Source organism: Leptospira kemamanensis (genome assembly GCF_004769665.1).
In the GTDB taxonomy this organism is placed as follows: domain Bacteria; phylum Spirochaetota; class Leptospiria; order Leptospirales; family Leptospiraceae; genus Leptospira_A; species Leptospira_A kemamanensis.
Genome location: NZ_RQGG01000043.1, coordinates 212,283 through 229,625, shown reverse-complemented (window position 1 = coordinate 229,625; position 17,343 = coordinate 212,283). Strand labels below are relative to the sequence as shown.

Genomic DNA, 17,343 nt, shown 5'->3' with positions numbered 1-17,343 from the left:
CCTATATGCAAAAAGAATTGAATTTAAAAAAAATAAGAAATCTCGCTATTCTTGCCTTAGTGGGAAGTTTGTTGTATTTCGGTTATTCCAAGTTTTTTGGAGCTGGTAAAAAAACAGAAGCTCTCACGGAAGATAAATCAAAGTTCATCATCAGTCAGGAAATCCAAAAGAATCATCCATTTTCAATCGTTTACTTACAAGAAAAAGCTCTCGAGGAAGAACTTCAATTGCCTGGAACTGTCTCGTATGACATGAATAATGTGGCGAAAGTGGGATCTCGGGTCAATGGAAGGATTGTCCAAGTATTTGTAAAAGAAGGTGAGTTTGTCAAAAAAGGCACTGCACTTGCTTCCATCCAGTCAGTAGATCTTGGAACAACAGAAGCCAATTATTTGAAAGCAAGGGCAAGACTCGAAGCATTAAAAGTGCAAGCTGATCGTGCAAAAGATTTATATGAACGAAAAGTGACTTCGGCAAAAGAATATGAGATGTCCCTTATGGATTATAAATCGGTGAAAGCCGAAATGGAAACATCTCGGAATGCCTTGGAAAACTTAGGTCTCAACGAAACAGAAATTGCAAACTTAGAAGCTGGTAAATATAATTCGAAAAACCTATACATCCGTACTCCAATTTCTGGGACAGTGACGGAAAGGGAAGCGATCATTGGTCAAGCGGTGAATGCTAGAGATAATTTATTCACTGTTGCCGACTTATCGGTGTTATGGATCAATTTAGAGGTATATGAAAAAGATTTGGCTTCGATTCGTATGGGTAATGAAGCAAGAGTGATTCCGATTGGATCCAAAGAAGAATCCATCAAAGCTGTAGTTTCTCATGTAGGGGATGTAATAGATCCCATTAAAAAAACAGCAGAGATCCGTTTGGAAGTTCGCACCTCGAAAGGAAAAGTTCGTCCAGGCCAAAGTGTCACTGCCACTGTTGTTGGTGCTATGGTTGCGTCTTCGGTAAACAAAGCAAGAGTGATCCCATCCAATTGTATTCATAAGATTGAAGGAGAAAATTTTATCTTTGTTCGAAATACTGATGGTTCTTTCTCTGCTAAAAAAATTGGGATCGGGAAGTTGTACGACAATTGGGTTGAAGTAACGAATGGAGTGGAATCAGGAGAAGCCATTGTAGAAGAAGGAAGTTTTGTTTTAAAAAGTGAATATTTAAAACTCTAACAACTAGTTTTTTGTTGACATAACGCCTATTTCCTATTTATCTGTTTAGTATGAAAGATCTCACGGAAAAACAAGAATTTGTTTTGCAATACATTTCGGACACTGTTCGCGAAAAGGGATTTCCACCCACCATCCGTGAGATTGGCGACCAATTTGGAATCACTGCCAAAGGGGCATACGACCACCTAAAGGCAATTGAGAAGAAAGGTTACATCCGCACTTCCAAAAACCAAAGCCGCGCCATCGAACTTTTGAAAGGAAACGCAGACGAGGCCTTGTTGGTGCGAGCCTCAGGGATTCCACTTTTGGGCCAAGTGGCGGCAGGATCTCCCATCCTTGCCGAAGAGAACATCGAAGAATACATCGCCGTTCCAGATGATTTGGCCACAAAACCTGGCACCTTTGCCTTAAAGGTAAAGGGAGATTCGATGGTAGAAGCTGGAATCAGTGATGGGGACATTGCCATCATCCAGAAAAAAGATACGGCCAGGAACGGTGAAATTGTGGTCGCCATGATTGAAAACGAAGCCACACTCAAAGTCTTTTATAAAGAACCTGATATGATCCGTTTGGAACCCAGAAATTCCAAACTCAAACCGATCCGTACGAAGAAAGCGACGATAATCGGAAAACTCATCGGTCTCTATCGCATTTACTGATTGACCAAGAGTAGGTTTTCTATGAACCTAGAAGGGATGTCGAAACATCTCTTCTTTTCCCTCATCCTTGGATTTTCCTTAATTCTCACTAGCTGTGCTCCCAAAAAACAAGAAATCAATGCATATGATTTGAAACGTGTTTTGGAACGATTTGCTCAAAATCGAATCCAAACGGGGCTCATGGCTGATACCAAACGACCAACTCCTTCTGATATCCAACTCTTCGAAGAAGCTTGTGATGTGTATCGTCTCTCGATTCCAGAAGCAAAAGAAATGTTAAAAAAAGACAACAAGGCATTATACGAGTCAATTTATGGAAATGAATAAAATCAAATTTTCAGAAAGATTTCTTTGGTTAGGTGTCACCTTATCTTTATTAGGTTTGGTTTTTCTTTTAAGTATCGAAAAAGTAAAAGCGATTTCCACGGACGGGGAAAAATACTTACAAATTTTACATGAAGTTGTTTCCTATATTGAAAACGATTTTGTAGAACCCCAAGAAGAAAAAAAAATCTACATTGGAGCCATCCAAGGAGCCTTACAAAGTTTAGGGGATCCGTATTCTCGATTCATTGATGTAGAAGAAGCCAAAGAATTAGAAAATGAAACCAAAGGAAGTTTTGGTGGCATTGGTGTTGAGCTGAATTACCAAGAAAATTCTTTTGTGATCATTGCTCCAATAGAAGGAACCCCTGCATGGAGAGCTGGCCTATTACCACAAGATAAGATTGTGGAAATCAATGGGAAAAAAGTGAAATCCCTTTCGCAAGCAGAAGCCTTTGCGATGATGCGAGGGGATGTGGGAACTTCTCTTTCCATGAAAATTGAAAGAAAGGGAACTAAAGATCCATTTTTAGTCAATTTGGTCAGAGAACTTATCAAAATTCGTTTCCTCAGGTCCTTTTACCTTCCCGAAAAGGAAACAGGTTACATCAAACTTGTCCAGTTTATGGGTAAGGACACGACTGGAAAAGAACTTGCGCTTGCTGTGAAAAACCTTCGGGAAGCAGGAGCTAAAAAACTAGTCATTGATTTACGAATGAACCCAGGTGGGCTTTTGGATTTGGCCATTGAAATTGCAGATCTATTTTTACCTGCCAATTTAGAAATCGTTTCAGTGAAGGGACGTGGTGGAGAACTCATCAAAAGTTTTAAATCAGAAGCGAGAGACCAAAAGTATTTGGATATTCCACTTGCGATTTTAGTGAATGGTGGATCTGCCAGTGCATCAGAAATTTTAGCTGGTGCATTAAAAGACCACAAACGAGCGTTAATCGTAGGAACCCAAAGTTTTGGAAAAGGAAGTGTTCAGTCAATCATTCCTCTTTCTTTTGGAGCCAAAGTTGCCATAACCATTCAAAAATATTACACACCTTCAGGAGTATCCATTCATGGAAAAGGGATTACACCAGACCATGTGATTAATCCTGTTTCTGCCAGTGAAGATGAGAAGTATGTTTTGGAAAAATTATTCAAAAAGAATTTGATCCGTCCTTTTTTAGAATCTCATGGAGAATACAATGAGGCGGCAGTTTCTGATTTTAAAGAATTACTTAAAAAAGAAAATCTAAAGATTTCCGATTCCGTGATCAAAATCTTTTTGTTTAATGAAATGAGAATGGGAAGTGCCCAAACAAAACCTAGGTTGGACTTAGACATTCAATTATCGGAAGCAATCGACTTACTCAAATAAATGGTCTACGGATTAGGAATCGAATCCAGTTGTGATGAAACTTCTATTGCCATCGTAAAAGATGGTAAGGATTTGATTTCCTTAAAAGTTTATAGCCAAATCGAAACCCATTCTCCGTATCGGGGAGTGGTTCCGGAGATTGCTTCTCGTGCCCATTTGGAAAAAATCAATTCCCTTTTAGCTGTGTGTATGGAGGAGTCTCAACTTTCCTATGCTGATTTGTCTTATATTGCTGTGACTGGATACCCAGGCCTTGTGGGATCTCTCATGATTGGTGCTCAACTTGCCAGATGTATTTCCCTTGTGCATTCCATTCCCATAGTACTCGTGAATCATTTGGAAGCTCACTTGGCTGTTATCGGTTTGGAAAAAGATCTTCCCGCATTCCCTTGGTTAGGCGTTCTTCTTTCGGGAGGAAATTCTTCCATCTACTTCTACAAAGGTTTTGGTGATTTAGAATTACTGGCAGACACTTTAGATGATTCTTTAGGGGAAGCGTTTGATAAAGTCAGTGCGATCCTTAAACTTCCCTATCCCGGTGGACCTACCATTGAAAAAAAGGCACAGGCATATGTGAGACCAAAAGGTGAATTAAGTCCCTTTCCAAAACTACTAAAAGAAGATGGTCCGGACTCCATTCGTTTCTCTTACAGTGGCTTAAAAACAGCTGTATTGTATTATCTAAAGTCCCTTACAGAACCCTTTCCCATTGAAAAAATCTCCTATTACTTTCAGAAAACTGCTTTTGAACTCGTGGTGCGGAATATCACAAAAGCCATTGAAACAACAAAGATCAAAACCGTTGTGGCTGCAGGGGGGGTTCTTGCCAACGAAACACTTCGTTCCTTACTGGAAGAGGAATCCTTGAAACGTTCTTTTCAACTTCATTACCCCCAAAAAAAAATTTACTGCACGGATAACGGAGCGATGGTGGCATGTCTTGGATACCATCTTTGGAAAGAAAAAAAATATGTGGGCCTCGATTTTAAAGTGAGCCCCAAACGAAACTTCGAACAAATACTATGAAACTAAAATTAACCTGGATCCCAAATACCCTAACTCTTGGAAACTTAACCTTAGGTTTTGTTTCCATGTTGCTTGTCTCTGAGACAAATCCGAGCCAACCAAATTCGCACGAATTGTATTCCCTTGCAGGAGTTTTTATCATCTTAGCTGCGTTATTCGATGGTTTTGATGGTATGGCGGCAAGAGCTCTCAATTGCACAAGTGAACTCGGAGCCGATTTAGATAGTCTTGCTGACCTCACCACCTTTGGGATTGCGCCAGGATTTTTGGCGTATAAAATGTTCTTTTTTGATATCAAACTTGATATCTTTGACAAACCTGATTATTTTCCTTTGGGAATGTTCATCGCTGCTTTGTATCCGATTTGTGCGGCTTACCGATTAGCAAGGTTCAATGTGGCACATGATCCAAAGTCGTTTAATGGTCTTCCATCACCTGTGGCAGGTGTTGTGATTGGAATTTTTCCCCTTGTATTTTCTGTTTCACAAGTTCCGTTGTGGATGGCCGTTACCTTTTTTGTGATTACGGCACTTCTTATGGTATCCACTTTGCGTTATAGCAAACCACAAGTGGCAATGCGTGGTCTCTTTTCTTGGAAAAAATTAGGCATCAGTTTACTGGGTTTAGGGCTTATTTTATTTGCCATTGGTTTTTACCGTTGGCCTTACGTGATGTATGGTGCGGTTGGATTTTATGTGTTTTCGGGGATTGTTTCCTTTCTCATCCAAACCATCCAAGACTACCGAGTGTAATCAATCGGTTTCAAAAATTTCGAGTAGGTTTGCGACGCCAAAGATGGTTCTGATTTCGTTTGAGAGATGGACCATTTTTACTTTTTTTTGTTTTTCTTTGGTCCAACTATAGGTATGGAGTAGGATACCGATTCCAGAAGAATCCAAATAGGTCAAATGTTTGAAATCTAAAACAAGTTCTTTGACGGAATCGGAATCAATGAGTTCCTTGATCTCTGTTTTTAACTTGGGAGTGTCCCGTAGAGACATGGAACCATTCAAATGAATGATGGCTTTTTCATTTTCTCGTTTGATTTCATACTGAAACATAACTATAGTTAAGACAACATCTGAAAGAGGAAATACAATCAAAAAACGTTTGATTTTTCCAAAAAGGACTCTAGAACAAGAGCAATGAAAATTAAGTTTTGGGGTGTACGAGGATCCATTGGTTCACCCATTCGGCCAGAAAACGTAAAACATAAAATCGAAAAAATCCTCACTTTGGCAAGTCCCACAGACATCCAAAACGAACAAAGTATTCATAGTTTTTTAAATTCCCTCAGTTTTTCTTCTTCATCAACTTACGGTGGTAATACGACCTGTGTCGAAATCCGCGACAAAGAAGGAAATCTGATCATCATCGATGGTGGGACCGGATTACGGGAACTGGGAAACCAAATGATGGCAACAGAATTTGGAAAGGGAGTGGGGCATGCGTATTGGATATTAACTCACACCCATTGGGATCATATCCAAGGCATTCCTTTTTTCATTCCTTTGTTTTTGCCTGGGAACCACTTTGAATTTATCTCATCGATGAGTGACGCAGAAAAAAGATTAGAACACCAATTTGTATTCACCCATTTCCCTGTTTCCTTTGATCACTATGCTGCGAAAAAAACTTTTCAATTCATAGAAGAAGGGGAAGTGATCTCCCTTGGTCCAAGTATCCAAGCCTTTAGCAAGGCAGTGCGTCACCCCGGTGGAAGTTTTTCTTACCGGTTTACGGAAGAGGGAAAGTCGATTATCTTTGCATCCGATGCAGAGTTTAACTTAGAAGAGATGGAAAACATCGATACGTATATCGATTACTTTCGAGATGCGGATGTTTTGGTATTTGATACACAGTATACATTCGAAGAGTCATTACAAAAAATTGATTGGGGTCATAGTTCGGCATCCATTGCCACAGACATTGCCCTTCGGGCAAAAGTAAAAAAACTTGTGATGTTTCATCATGACCCTTCTTATGATGATGAAAAGTTGGATTTGGTATACTTACGTGCGTTAAAGTACAAAGAGATGTTTGATCCACATGGGAAATTAGAAATCATTATGGCTTATGAAGGTTTGGAAATAGAGGTATAAAATGGCAAAAAAAAATTACATCATTGGAATCGATGCAGGAACAACAGGGATTCGTACGTTTTGTTTTAATGACAAAGGGAAAGTGATTTCCTCTGCTTACCAAGAATTCAAACAATACTATCCAAAACCAGGTTGGGTAGAACATGATCCAGAAGAGATCTGGCAAAAAACACAAAAACTCATCGCCCTTGCCATCAAAAACGGAAAACTAAATCCCAAAGATGCCATTGCCATTGGAATCACCAACCAAAGAGAAACATCAGTGGTTTGGGATAAAAAAACAGGAAAACCTGTTTACAACGCCATCGTATGGCAATGCCGCCGAACGTCTGATATCTGTAAGGATTTAAAAAAACAAAGCTTAGATTCCAACTTCCGTAACAAAACAGGACTAGTTCTCGATGCTTATTTTTCTGGAACCAAAATCCAATGGATCCTTGATAATGTCAAAGGGGCAAGGGAAAGAGCTGAAAAAGGAGACCTACTTTTCGGAACCATCGATACTTGGTTATTGTACAAACTCACAGGTCATAAAGAACACAAAACCGATCATACGAATGCTTCCCGTACTTTACTCTTCAATATCCAAACCAAGGAATGGGATGAAGAACTTTGTAAGATCTTAAAAGTTCCGATGTCGATGTTACCCAAGGCATACAATTCCAAAAATCTATTTGGTTTTACCTCCAATGTGAAATCCATCCCCGATGGAATTCCGATCTCTTCTCTAGTCGGTGACCAACAAGGAGCCCTATTTGGGCAGCTCTGCTCAGAACCTGGGGAAGCAAAAAACACATATGGAACAGGATGTTTTTTACTCTTCAATGTGGGGGATGAATTCCGGATTTCCAACCAAGGTCTCATCACCACACTGGCGCTTGGTCCTGAAGGAAAAACCGTGTATTGTTTAGAAGGTTCCGTATTTATCGGGGGAGCAGTCGTTCAGTTCTTACGAGATAATTTGGAATTTTTTAAATACTCAAAAGACTCCGAAAAACTCGTGAAGTCCATCAAAACGAAAGATGATGTGGTCTTTGTTCCCGCCTTTGCCGGTCTTGGTGCCCCGCATTGGGATCAAGAGGCACGTGGTGCGATCTTTGGACTCTCTCGTGACACTACACCTGCTCAGATCACAAGGGCTGCTCTCAAAGCCATTGCATTGCAATCCTATGAACTGGCCAATGCCATGGAAAAAGAAACTGGGAAACCACTGAAGTTTTTACGTGTGGATGGAGGAGCAACTTCCAATGCTTGGCTTATGCAATTCCAAGCAGACATCTTGGGAACAAAAGTGATCCGACCACAAAACGTGGATACAACGGTGCTTGGGGCGGCATATCTTGCAGGTCTTGAACGTGGGTTTTATAAATCAGTAGCACATCTTCGCAAAGAAGAAACCAAAACCACTCAGTTCACACCCAAAATGAAAGAGGCAGAACGAAAGGAAGAAATTGATAAATGGAATTCTGCAATCGCTAGGGTAAAAACAGGAAACTAGTTAGTAATCAAACCATAACAGTGAAAATTCAAAACATTGTTTTGGTTTGGTGATCCCTGCACCCACAAGGAATAAACCTGTTTCATAATAGGGGATCTCTAGGATCAGGTCTTTTGGCAAACGATGGAATTCTTTTGTTTCGATTTCTTTTCGTGTGAGAAAAAAATCGAATCGGATGGATTCCATCCATTCTTTGGTTTTGAAAAATAGTTTGGTTTTTGTTTTCCCATAAAATTCTAAAAACTCACCATTCCCAGTAAAATCAAATCGTTCGGAATCCTCAAAGGGAATGGTTTCTTTTCCATTCTCTTCTCCTTCTTCGCGGTAAGTGAAGATGGTACCTTCTTCATAATACAAATTTCGTGCAAAACGTTTGTACAGTTCTGATTCGATGATGGAAATCAAATCTTCCCCTTCTGGTGGTTTGACCTTGGGTGCAGTCTCAATGTGTTTCATTTTGTTTTTGGAAATGGATCTACGAATCACTTCTAAGACTGGTGGTGAAAGTATGGATAAAATAAAATGAAAATACCGTTCATCGTGTGTGCGGAGTATCTCTTGTAAAAAAGATCCGTGGATGAGGGGGATAAGCTCCACCGTGAACATTTGTTTGCTTAAAAAAAATGCAAACTCTGTTTCAAATCGAAAGAGGTTTGATACAATTTTCATTTCCTCTTCTTTGGTTCCCGAATAAAGAATGGCGACCAATCGATTGAGGTAGAGTTTACTTTTTTTGTCCATGTACAAGGAATCAATTTCCTGTAATACCATAGATTCATCAAACTCTGGATTTACGATGTCACGGAGAGAAAGATACTTTGTTTGGTTGAACTTATCCCGTTTGCTACGAAATAATTCTGTTTTGGTTTGTTTGCATCCACCAATCGTGCGTTTGGCGGGTAAAAATCCTGGTTTTGGTTTTTGGAAATAATCCGATTTTTGGTCTGGGCTTTTGTAATAGGGAGGAGTATGAACAGGTATTCTTTCGAAGGTTTGGCGGTTGTACGACAGATCATATAAAAAACGTGGGAATACAATAGGATCGGTGGATACGGATGGGAGTGTCGGAATTTTGTGAATGGGAACTGGGTAAAAGGGATGGGGAGTTGCTACAAAACGAGCAACAGAATCTAAATCAGCGATAAAAAAATGGTAATTGTGACCTTGGTGGTAAATCAAACAGGTGGAGATTTTTTTAATTTCTTTTGGATGCGAATGCGAAAGTGTTCCCAGTTATAGTCTTTTTTTAAAATTTCTAATTCCTGGTCTACACCAAATCGCATAAAGTCAAAGATCTCTTCGTGTTCCATACCTACAACAATCGATAGGTCCTGGATCACCCTTTGCAAACGTCTTGCATCCCTGTCACTTAAGGTAAATGTTTCTAAGAGTCTTTGTTCAAATTCAGTGAGTTGGATCAAAATCTTCCTAAAACGCAGCCACGAGGATGGTTTCGATTTCATTTTTTGGAAGTTCTCTTGGAAGACAATCAAGAAATGAATACGTGGCCGCAAGTGTTGCAATCCCAGGTAAGTCGATTTTTTTCACTTCATACTCAGAGAGACGTTGTGGGATGCGTAACTCCAGATAAATTTTTCGGATCCCTTCCACCGCTTTGATCGCAGCTTCAATCACGGAGATATTCGTCACATCTTCGTCGAGGGCTCTTGCAATCATCACATACTTACCCGCAGAGGATGTCAGGTTGTATTCCATAACGTGTGGGAGTAGGATCGACATACTTTGAAAGATATCTAAATTCGTAACCGTTGTTACGGCTAAGGATAGGGCATAACACAAACCAAGACTACTTGTGGATTGGGCAATTCCTGCTAGTAAACTTGCCGCATAAATGGAGTTTTTCGGTCCTAAGTTTCTTGGTTCCCGAATGGCAGGGACAATGTTTTTGGAAATGAGTTCAATGGAACGTAATGCAGTAGAGGAAGTGATTTCGTTTGCGTATTTAGAGAGAATGCTATCCACTGCTGCTGATAAAATGGAAATTCCTGTTTTTGCCGTTTCAGAGCTCGACATACCAGCACCAATTTTTGGATCAGAGACTATGAGTTCTGGAAACGCCCATTCATGAGCGAAGTACTTTCTGTTTTTGTCTTTGTCATCTACGATGGAAAAAAAGGGAGAACACTCATTGCCGAGTAGGGGTTTTGTGGGAACAACGACAAGAGGAAGTCCTTTCTTTTTCGGTTGTTTTCTTCCTACAAGAAGTTCTTCCGCAAACAAATCATTGGTGGCAAGAAGGGATGCCGCTTTACCAGCGTTCATCGATTCAAAGGAACCATATGCGACTACACAATCTGCATTGGAGATTCGTAAAAAATGAGCACAAGTATCCAAGTCTTTGAAATGAACACGATCCACGATGTCATCATAAATGATTACACCTTCTGCGTGTTTTTCCAAACTGGTTTTTATAATCGAAAGTTCTTCTGAGTTTTCTAATTCTTTTTGTGTGGTGATGAGAACCACTCTAGATCCAATGTTTTTAACAAAAGATCCGAGTTTGTATCCACAATCGATCTCGAAATGTATTTTAGGTGGAAATTGAAAATTGATCCATTCGGGGAGAACTGGCATATGATCCCCTAACTATGAATGTACGAAGCGTGAGAAATCCTCGGAGAGGACAATAACAAAGGATCCCTCACCACCTGTCCTTATTACTGTTGTCCGAGGAAAGACGTTGCGATTTGATCGGAAATTTTATCTAACATCTCTGGTGAAAGAGTGTCATAGTCTCCGTTTTTCAAACGTTCTTTGATCGCTTTGATTTTTTCAGTGCGATCCTCTTCTGGAGGAGCTTGTACAATTTGTTTTGCAATTTGTTTTACTTCCGCCTGAAGTTTTGCTTCCGAAGCAATTTTTTTAGCGGCATCAGAGATCGAAATTGTATCTACTGGTGCTTGTGATTCCGTTTCTTTTGGTCCTTGTGGTTTTTTTGGTTCATAACCGTAACCACCAACTCGACCTACTTTATCGATGTTCATATATTTAGTCCTCTTCCTACATCACATATCGGAGGAATCTGAATTTCCCTTAAGTGATTTTTTTCGATGATTTAAGAGAAATACAAATTCTCCCTTCGCATTGGGCGGTTTTTCCGCCAATTCCCTAGGATTTGCATAGTAAACTACCTCTTCAAAGGACTTTGTCAACTCCCTTCCCACAAGAACCTCAGTGTCTGGATACAATTCCTCGAGTAAGGGATACAACCTAGGGAGTTTGTGAACGGATTCGTAAAAGACAATGAGTCCTTCAGTTTCCCTTGCTTTCTCTAATTCTCGGCGTTTTTTACTCGGTTTTTCAGAGAGAAAACCTAAAAAAAGTGTGGGATTAACCTGGAATCCAGAAACGGATAAGAGCGCTGTTAGGGCAGAGGCTCCTGGGACCGGGACAATGGGAATTCCATTTTCCCGGGCAATGCGAACCATTTGGCTTCCAGGGTCAGAGACTCCTGGAGTTCCCGCATCCGAAACCAGAGCCATGGACTTTCCTTGTTTCAACTGGTCGAGGACATTCGCATACGGAGTTTCTGAGTGGTCTTTGTAAAGAGCAAGAACCGAGGTGGTGATTCCTAATTTGTGAAAGAGGGATTTGGTTTCTTTCGAGGATTCACATAAAACCAGATCCACCTCTTTGAATACTTCCAAAGCACGTAATGTAATGTCCCCCAAATTGCCAATGGGAGTGGCCACTACATACAAACTGCCTGGTTCTCGTTTATGGGCCAATGTATTGGCATCCAGGAGGGGTTTGTCCCGCAGGACAAGTACAGGCTAGGTCGTTATTTCCTTTGGTGCAAGGGTTACAAGCGGTTCCCAGAGCACATGAAGTAGGTGTGCCGCAGGCAGGATTGGAACAAAATGTTGTATTACAACCAGCGCCTACCGCACATTCGGTTTGGATGTCGTTTACCTTATTGGGAATGGCACATGTGCTCACAGCACTCGATGGGTTTGAGATGAGTCCCCCCGTGAGCATGGAACGTAAGGTAAAATTATAAATTTGGCATTTTTGGAAAAACTCTGTCCCGGGAGGTGGAACAGCAAATCGAATTCGTTTGGTGATGATTCGGCTAGAAGAGGTAGACGCTTCATACGGCAAATGAGGAAAACTAGGTTGTACTCCATCTTCTAACCATTCCCCTTGGATGGTTTGGATGATTCCAGGAAAGGCAGTGGTCACATAGAGATTGTAACCAACAAACTGTGGTTCTCTGTTTGTGACAAAATATCGTAAAACATATTCTGGTCTTGGAGTGAGAGTCTGATTCAAACCGAGTTGGAAGTCATCTGTGAGATTGCTATTCATTGCCACAACGGAAAGGATCTGTGGCACACTGGGTGGCACTAAAAACACAAACGGTGCTACGGGCGTGTCTGTGTTCACTCCACATTGAAAAAAGGAGAGAAAAGATATGCAGACGTAATAAATTGGATGGAATGAAGGAAAACGCATTCTTTTTCTCGTTTCCCTTCCAAGTTTTCAGGAATTCAATCTATGGGAATCCAAAAAAAATTACTATTTGTCTCCATTTCGCTGATTGGACTTTTTTTTCTCCTCTTGCTTCTGCTCAGTGGTGAGGACGAAGAGGAAATCCGTCGCAAAAAAGAAAAAGGTTCTGTTGCTCTTTCCTTCTTAGGAGGAGGGCCAACGAACCCTAAGGGTACCAACCGACTCGGAGTACGCGGGGAAGAAGCCGGTTCCATCTTCGATTCAGACTATTACAATGCTGGTGGGATGCGGTATGAAGACGATCCGAATCTAGCTCCTGGGGAAACAGGTGAAATTCCCATCAATCCACAAACAGGGAAACCGTATCCACCAGAAGCCATGCAGGCTTTTGAAGAACTTCGGGAACAATTCCCAGATAACGATCTCATTCCCAAACGGATGACCGCCGAAGACAAAAAGAAACAAACGGAATTCAATCAGAAACTCACAAGAGCCACAAACTCTGTGTTTGGTGGAAGTCCAAATGCTACCGACTTAACTACTTATTATGGTCATGTTCGGAAACAAGGAAAGGATCGGATGGAAATCATCAATTACCTCATTGAATCCCAAGGGGGAGATGATCCTGAGATGGATAAAAAATTCCAAGAGATTCTAAAAAACATCCAATTCCAAAACGAACAAATCGAAAAAGAAGCTGCAAATGCGTTTGCAAAGGCTGGGCTTCAACCCCCTCCTTAAGTTTCGTTTGATAAAATAGGAAAACGGTAACTCGATTTGGGATCGAGGCCGTATTCATCCAAATGGAAAGAGGGGGGAAGCCTCTCTCGTTTCCATTGGGAGATCCCAAATAATTTTTTAAACTTCTGAATGTAACCAAACAATTGTTCCTTGGTCTCCCAAGGAAATTCAGTTTTTAATTCTTCTAATGAGTCGACTTCCGACATAGCCAAATACACTAATTTTCGTTCAATGGAATTGAGGATCGGATAAGGCATTAAATCCTTTTCGTCTTCTTGGTGTTCGGTGAGAGGTTTTAGTTCCGCTGTTGGTTTTGTTGTACGCAACATTTGGACAGAATGTTTGGGTGAGATGAAACGGTTATTTCCTTTTTGGATATCATCGAGCCAATCGAGTAAAAATTCTTTACTCACTCCTGCAAGGGGCGCAATGGAACCAGAAGAATCTCCATCCATCGTAGTATACCCAACAGCCGCTTCACTTCGATTCCCTGTGGATAAAAGTAAATGTCCGTTTAGATTTGCGAGTAACCAAATGAGGGGAGACCTGACTCTTGCTTGGATATTTTGTAAGGCGAGGTCATGTTCTTTCCAATTGAGTTTGGTTCCTTTCACCGATTCAATGATCCCCACAGATTGGGATACCATTTCATCAATAGAGATGGAATGGTATTCACAACCTAACTCTTCGCTTAAGGTTCTTGCGATTTCTTCTGTGATGGGAGAATTGTTTTTTGTTTTTTGGTACAATGTGACAAGTAGTTGTGTTTCAGAGATTCCTAGTTTTGGAAAGATGTCTTCTCCATTTTCCTGTTTACTCATTGATACCATAGCAGATACAAGAAGGGCACAGGTTGCACTGTCGGCTCCACCGGACAGGGAAAGAGTATAACCTTTCGTTTTTGACTTACGCATGTAGTCATAGAGGCCAAGGCTTACAGCTTTTGTGAATTCCTCAAATACACTGAGAGATTCCGTGTTTGCGGTTGAATGCTCTTTGTTTTCCTCCCTTTTGTCTGTGACTAAGAATCGAGAGGATTCTTTTCTCTCCGCTTGGGAACGAGTTCGTAATGGAATGTCTGGAATTTCGTTTGGAGTCAAGTGGGGATGTGGTTCCCGAAATTGACGTGCTTTTGCTGCACGGATCTCACTCGGATGGAAGCAGTGTGTGGTCACAGCAAACGGAGTGAAATGCAGACGTGGGCCTTCTTTCATGATGTTTCCTAATGAGGCAAAAAAGGCACCCCCTTCAAAGATAATCCTACCTGATTCATTGCCACAAAGGTTCGTAAACACTTGTAAATTGTTTTGGTTACGACTTGTTTCTTTGAAAATTTGTTTTCGGATTGTTTGTTTTCCCATCGCAAAGTGGGAAGCGCCTGGAGAGAGAATGACATCTGCTCCCAATAAATTATACCATTGTGAGGGTTTGAAGGAAGACCAACTGTCTTCACAGATCTCGATGGCAAAACTCCATTGGGGGAATGTAAAAACAAAATTTCCAAACGGAATTTGTTCCTCGCCTAAGGAAATGATTTTGTTTTGAAATTCTTTTGGTGCATGGAACCATCGGCGTTCATAATGTACACCAGTGTTTGCCAAATTGAGTTTAGGAACAAGGGCTTGGATTTTGTCCTGATACAAAACCGCCATACAATTGTATAAAAAGGAATCCACAAATACAGGTAAACCCACGACAATCACTTGGTTGGGTGAGATGGATTTTAATTGGTTTAAAACCTGGATTGATTTTTCCCAAACTTGGGGACGATAAAACGCATCTTCACATCCATATCCAGAAATGGATAGTTCCGGAAATAAAATTAACTCAGAATCCAAAGATTCTTTTGCCAGAATGGCCGAACGAATGGATTCAAAATTGCCAGTAAAGTCGAGAGGAGTGGTATTTAAGGAAACAGCGGCAATTTTAGATTTTGTCATACGGAAAAACTCTGTTATAAATCTTTTCCGACGCACCTCCGTTTTCTACAACAAAGTTTCGATTTATATTTCCCATCTTTTCTCTGATATCCTTGTTTTGGACAAGTTTTTGGAAATGAAGGATAAAATCTGATTCCGTTTCTGTTTTAAAGAGACCACCTAATTCTTGCATAACGATTGCTTCAGGCGCATTTTGGATCCTTGGCCCTGTGATGATGGGTAAACCCAAGGCCGCAGGTTCAATCGTATTGTGTATCCGGTTGTGAAAGGCCCCTCCCACATAGGCAAAACTTCCGTATTGATAGGCAAAAGCGAGAATTCCCAAGAGATCAAATAATAAAAATTTAGGAAGGGGAGTGTTTTCCTTCTGTTCTGAAAACACAGCGACAGTTCCAAACGATGCCAATCTGGTTTGGAATTCCATCATTCGTTTTGGTTCCCATTTGTGTGGGAAAATCCAATAAAATTCCTGGTCCAAATTCTCTTTTAAATAAGCCAAAAAATGAGATTCACAAATGGGGTAGGTGGAACCAAGGATTACGGGTTTGTGCTTCAAAAGAAAGTTGTTCTCTCGTTTGATAAAATCCGTAAAAACTGGGTTAGGTGACTTCCTTTCTAATTTGCCGAGAACCGATTCAAACCTTGTATCACCAAGGACTGTAAAGTCAGTGCTTTGCGAAACAAGTCCTAAAAATTCTTTTGCCATCAAAGCGTGGCTTGGATAAATTCCGGAAAGATAACGGAACGAAGATTTTGTCAGTTTTCTTACGAAGGGATTTTTCCTTGAGGATTTAGAAGATAAACTCGCACAACAAAGATAGGATTTAGTTCCCCAATTGTTTGATTCTTTTAAAAGATTGGGCCAAGTATCCCAAGCCATCACAAACAAATATTTGGGTCGAAAGAGACGGAAGATGTTTTTGTAAGCGAATGGTAAATCAAAGGGTAAATAAAAATAAGCATCTGCCAATGGATCAGAAAATGCAGATTCTTTTACCGAAGAAGAAAACACGGATTGTAAAATAAAAAGATTGGGTCTATGACGACGAATGGTTTCGGCAAGTGCCCTTGCTTGGTCCAGTTCCCCTACACTGGCAGAGTGAAACCAAATCACAACTTTGTCTTTGGGAAGAGTTTTGTATAGTTGTCTTAGTGACTGGATTCGTTTGGAGATTTCGTCTCGGATTTTTTTCGAAAAGAGAGAGGCGATCTTTAATAGACCCCAAACCAAAAAAATAAGGATATTATAAAGGAAATATACCATTTAGCGTTTGTTACCCCAAGTGTCATTGACTTCCGAACCTGGATAACTAAAAGTACGTTTATCAATCACAAAACTTAAATTATCAAAATACAAATGAAACTCTCCTTTTTTCTGGGAAGCGAGACTTTTCAAACGGAATGATGCAAAGGAAATGGGAAAGGACATAGATTGGATGAGTCTCGTATTTTCTTTTGGTAAGTTGATTTTGAATTCCAACCTTCGCCAACCTACAAAGTTTAAAGTTCCCAAATCAAAATATAAATCCTTCGATTTTTTTTGAGAGAGCCCCATACTCAAATTGATGTGGTGACCTTCCGAATAAACCCAAAGGATTCCTTGGATGGGCATACCGAGTGGAAGTTGGATGGGTTCTTTGGGGCGGATTTCCCAGTGGTCAAGTCTTGGGTTTTCCACATAACTTTGTAATAGGAAACTGGTTTGGTTTTGTAAGTTGGGATAAACTGTTTCTTTCAGAAGTTTCGTTTCTTCTTGGAAGGCTTCTGATTTTGCAATGGAGGCTGCGAATTGGGTGACGGCGAGAAAGGAGTCCACACGGTAAAAATCCCAGGGTCTTTCGCCTTCAAAGTCTTCCACTAAATAGAGTAAGTAGTGACTGTCCATGGCCAAGGCGGACTTCAAAATCTGCACTCGACCTAGCTCATCCGGGTCGTAAGGCCTCGGAAGAGACAAAAGACTGGCAAAACTGAGGGAGAAACCGAGGTAGATTGTAATTTTTTTTATCTGTAACATGATTTCTCAC

Annotated in this window: 19 protein-coding genes; 9 read left to right on the top strand and 10 right to left on the bottom strand. The window is 40.6% G+C overall.

Annotated features, from left to right (window positions below; translation table 11 throughout):
* The first annotated feature begins 5 nt into the window (after nt 1-5).
* Genes EHQ59_RS15425 through EHQ59_RS15405 form a run of 6 tightly spaced genes read left to right on the top strand, consistent with a single transcriptional unit; the run spans nt 6 to nt 5,317 of the window.
* A complete protein-coding gene (locus EHQ59_RS15425) occupies nt 6-1,187 on the top strand; it encodes an efflux RND transporter periplasmic adaptor subunit (protein ID WP_135620552.1) in 1,182 nt (393 codons plus the stop codon).
* A gap of 50 nt (nt 1,188-1,237) precedes the next feature.
* Nucleotides 1,238-1,846, top strand: coding sequence for a transcriptional repressor LexA (gene lexA, locus EHQ59_RS15420; protein ID WP_015678847.1), 609 nt, complete (start codon nt 1,238-1,240; stop codon nt 1,844-1,846).
* Nucleotides 1,847-1,867: 21 nt separating this feature from the next.
* The gene (locus EHQ59_RS15415; protein WP_244245572.1) at nt 1,868-2,173 is read left to right on the top strand and encodes an LA_1448 family UV-C exposure upregulated protein; all 306 of its coding nucleotides are present in this window, start codon (nt 1,868-1,870) and stop codon (nt 2,171-2,173) included.
* Entirely contained in the window at nt 2,166-3,539 is a 1,374-nt protein-coding gene (locus EHQ59_RS17910) for a S41 family peptidase (protein ID WP_244245571.1), read from the top strand. Before EHQ59_RS15415 ends, EHQ59_RS17910 begins: the two co-directional genes overlap by 8 nt.
* A complete protein-coding gene (gene tsaD / locus EHQ59_RS17905) occupies nt 3,540-4,565 on the top strand; it encodes a tRNA (adenosine(37)-N6)-threonylcarbamoyltransferase complex transferase subunit TsaD (protein WP_244245570.1) in 1,026 nt (341 codons plus the stop codon). It begins immediately after the preceding gene.
* The gene (locus EHQ59_RS15405; RefSeq protein ID WP_135620550.1) at nt 4,562-5,317 is read left to right on the top strand and encodes a CDP-alcohol phosphatidyltransferase family protein; all 756 of its coding nucleotides are present in this window, start codon (nt 4,562-4,564) and stop codon (nt 5,315-5,317) included. Before tsaD ends, EHQ59_RS15405 begins: the two co-directional genes overlap by 4 nt.
* Here EHQ59_RS15405 and EHQ59_RS15400 read toward each other — a convergent pair whose 3' ends face one another.
* Nucleotides 5,318-5,626: an STAS domain-containing protein gene (locus EHQ59_RS15400; RefSeq protein WP_135620547.1), complete on the bottom strand. Its 309-nt coding sequence runs from the start codon at nt 5,624-5,626 to the stop codon at nt 5,318-5,320.
* An 84-nt stretch (nt 5,627-5,710) separates the two neighbouring features.
* Between EHQ59_RS15400 and EHQ59_RS15395 the strand changes: the two genes are divergently transcribed.
* Nucleotides 5,711-6,667: an MBL fold metallo-hydrolase gene (locus EHQ59_RS15395; protein ID WP_135620545.1), complete on the top strand. Its 957-nt coding sequence runs from the start codon at nt 5,711-5,713 to the stop codon at nt 6,665-6,667.
* A 1-nt stretch (nt 6,668) separates the two neighbouring features.
* On the top strand, nt 6,669-8,165 hold the full coding sequence (gene glpK, locus EHQ59_RS15390) for a glycerol kinase GlpK (protein ID WP_135620543.1): 1,497 nt from the start codon (nt 6,669-6,671) through the stop codon (nt 8,163-8,165).
* Here glpK and EHQ59_RS15385 read toward each other — a convergent pair whose 3' ends face one another.
* The 6 genes from EHQ59_RS15385 to EHQ59_RS15360 all read right to left on the bottom strand — a co-directional run bounded on the left by EHQ59_RS15385 (nt 8,166) and on the right by EHQ59_RS15360 (nt 12,641).
* Nucleotides 8,166-9,344, bottom strand: coding sequence for a flagellar motor switch protein FliG (locus tag EHQ59_RS15385; RefSeq protein WP_135620541.1), 1,179 nt, complete (start codon nt 9,342-9,344; stop codon nt 8,166-8,168).
* Nucleotides 9,341-9,586: a hypothetical protein gene (locus tag EHQ59_RS15380; RefSeq protein ID WP_135620539.1), complete on the bottom strand. Its 246-nt coding sequence runs from the start codon at nt 9,584-9,586 to the stop codon at nt 9,341-9,343. Before EHQ59_RS15380 ends, EHQ59_RS15385 begins: the two co-directional genes overlap by 4 nt.
* Before the next feature lie 7 nt (nt 9,587-9,593).
* On the bottom strand, nt 9,594-10,760 hold the full coding sequence (locus tag EHQ59_RS15375; RefSeq protein ID WP_100718074.1) for an iron-containing alcohol dehydrogenase: 1,167 nt from the start codon (nt 10,758-10,760) through the stop codon (nt 9,594-9,596).
* An 83-nt stretch (nt 10,761-10,843) separates the two neighbouring features.
* Nucleotides 10,844-11,170 carry a flagellar biosynthesis anti-sigma factor FlgM gene (locus EHQ59_RS15370; RefSeq protein WP_015678753.1) on the bottom strand — a complete coding sequence of 109 codons (327 nt, stop codon included), beginning with the start codon at nt 11,168-11,170 and terminating at the stop codon, nt 10,844-10,846.
* Nucleotides 11,171-11,191: 21 nt separating this feature from the next.
* The gene (gene rsmI / locus EHQ59_RS15365; protein ID WP_135620537.1) at nt 11,192-11,914 is read right to left on the bottom strand and encodes a 16S rRNA (cytidine(1402)-2'-O)-methyltransferase; all 723 of its coding nucleotides are present in this window, start codon (nt 11,912-11,914) and stop codon (nt 11,192-11,194) included.
* Nucleotides 11,904-12,641 carry an LIC11073 family putative lipoprotein gene (locus EHQ59_RS15360; RefSeq protein WP_135620535.1) on the bottom strand — a complete coding sequence of 246 codons (738 nt, stop codon included), beginning with the start codon at nt 12,639-12,641 and terminating at the stop codon, nt 11,904-11,906. Before EHQ59_RS15360 ends, rsmI begins: the two co-directional genes overlap by 11 nt.
* 42 nt (nt 12,642-12,683) lie before the next feature.
* Here EHQ59_RS15360 and EHQ59_RS15355 point away from each other — a divergent pair, with 42 nt between their 5' ends.
* On the top strand, nt 12,684-13,379 hold the full coding sequence (locus tag EHQ59_RS15355) for an LIC_20245 family lipoprotein (RefSeq protein WP_135620534.1): 696 nt from the start codon (nt 12,684-12,686) through the stop codon (nt 13,377-13,379).
* Here the strand turns inward: EHQ59_RS15355 and nadE are convergent.
* From nadE to EHQ59_RS15340, 3 genes are read right to left on the bottom strand one after another with little or no spacing between them, the layout of a single operon-like run.
* Nucleotides 13,376-15,319, bottom strand: coding sequence for an NAD(+) synthase (gene nadE / locus EHQ59_RS15350; RefSeq protein WP_135620532.1), 1,944 nt, complete (start codon nt 15,317-15,319; stop codon nt 13,376-13,378). The two genes, EHQ59_RS15355 and nadE, sit on opposite strands and share 4 nt — an antisense overlap.
* Entirely contained in the window at nt 15,306-16,583 is a 1,278-nt protein-coding gene (locus tag EHQ59_RS15345; protein WP_135620530.1) for a 3-deoxy-D-manno-octulosonic acid transferase, read from the bottom strand. Before EHQ59_RS15345 ends, nadE begins: the two co-directional genes overlap by 14 nt.
* A complete protein-coding gene (locus EHQ59_RS15340) occupies nt 16,584-17,333 on the bottom strand; it encodes a flagellar filament outer layer protein FlaA (RefSeq protein ID WP_135620528.1) in 750 nt (249 codons plus the stop codon). It abuts the gene before it with no gap.
* Nucleotides 17,334-17,343: the final 10 nt, after the last annotated feature.

Coding starts and splice junctions, on each gene's coding strand:
- EHQ59_RS15395 (WP_135620545.1), top strand. CDS start 5,711: ATGAAAATTAAGTTTTGGGGTGTACGAGGATCCATTGGTTCACCCATT.
- EHQ59_RS15425 (WP_135620552.1), top strand. CDS start 6: ATGCAAAAAGAATTGAATTTAAAAAAAATAAGAAATCTCGCTATTCTT.
- EHQ59_RS15360 (WP_135620535.1), bottom strand. CDS start 12,641: ATGCGTTTTCCTTCATTCCATCCAATTTATTACGTCTGCATATCTTTT.
- EHQ59_RS15370 (WP_015678753.1), bottom strand. CDS start 11,170: ATGAACATCGATAAAGTAGGTCGAGTTGGTGGTTACGGTTATGAACCA.
- EHQ59_RS17910 (WP_244245571.1), top strand. CDS start 2,166: ATGAATAAAATCAAATTTTCAGAAAGATTTCTTTGGTTAGGTGTCACC.
- EHQ59_RS15375 (WP_100718074.1), bottom strand. CDS start 10,760: ATGCCAGTTCTCCCCGAATGGATCAATTTTCAATTTCCACCTAAAATA.
- lexA (WP_015678847.1), top strand. CDS start 1,238: ATGAAAGATCTCACGGAAAAACAAGAATTTGTTTTGCAATACATTTCG.
- EHQ59_RS15400 (WP_135620547.1), bottom strand. CDS start 5,626: ATGTTTCAGTATGAAATCAAACGAGAAAATGAAAAAGCCATCATTCAT.
- EHQ59_RS15405 (WP_135620550.1), top strand. CDS start 4,562: ATGAAACTAAAATTAACCTGGATCCCAAATACCCTAACTCTTGGAAAC.
- tsaD (WP_244245570.1), top strand. CDS start 3,540: ATGGTCTACGGATTAGGAATCGAATCCAGTTGTGATGAAACTTCTATT.
- nadE (WP_135620532.1), bottom strand. CDS start 15,319: ATGACAAAATCTAAAATTGCCGCTGTTTCCTTAAATACCACTCCTCTC.
- EHQ59_RS15345 (WP_135620530.1), bottom strand. CDS start 16,583: ATGGTATATTTCCTTTATAATATCCTTATTTTTTTGGTTTGGGGTCTA.
- glpK (WP_135620543.1), top strand. CDS start 6,669: ATGGCAAAAAAAAATTACATCATTGGAATCGATGCAGGAACAACAGGG.
- EHQ59_RS15415 (WP_244245572.1), top strand. CDS start 1,868: ATGAACCTAGAAGGGATGTCGAAACATCTCTTCTTTTCCCTCATCCTT.
- EHQ59_RS15340 (WP_135620528.1), bottom strand. CDS start 17,333: ATGTTACAGATAAAAAAAATTACAATCTACCTCGGTTTCTCCCTCAGT.
- EHQ59_RS15355 (WP_135620534.1), top strand. CDS start 12,684: ATGGGAATCCAAAAAAAATTACTATTTGTCTCCATTTCGCTGATTGGA.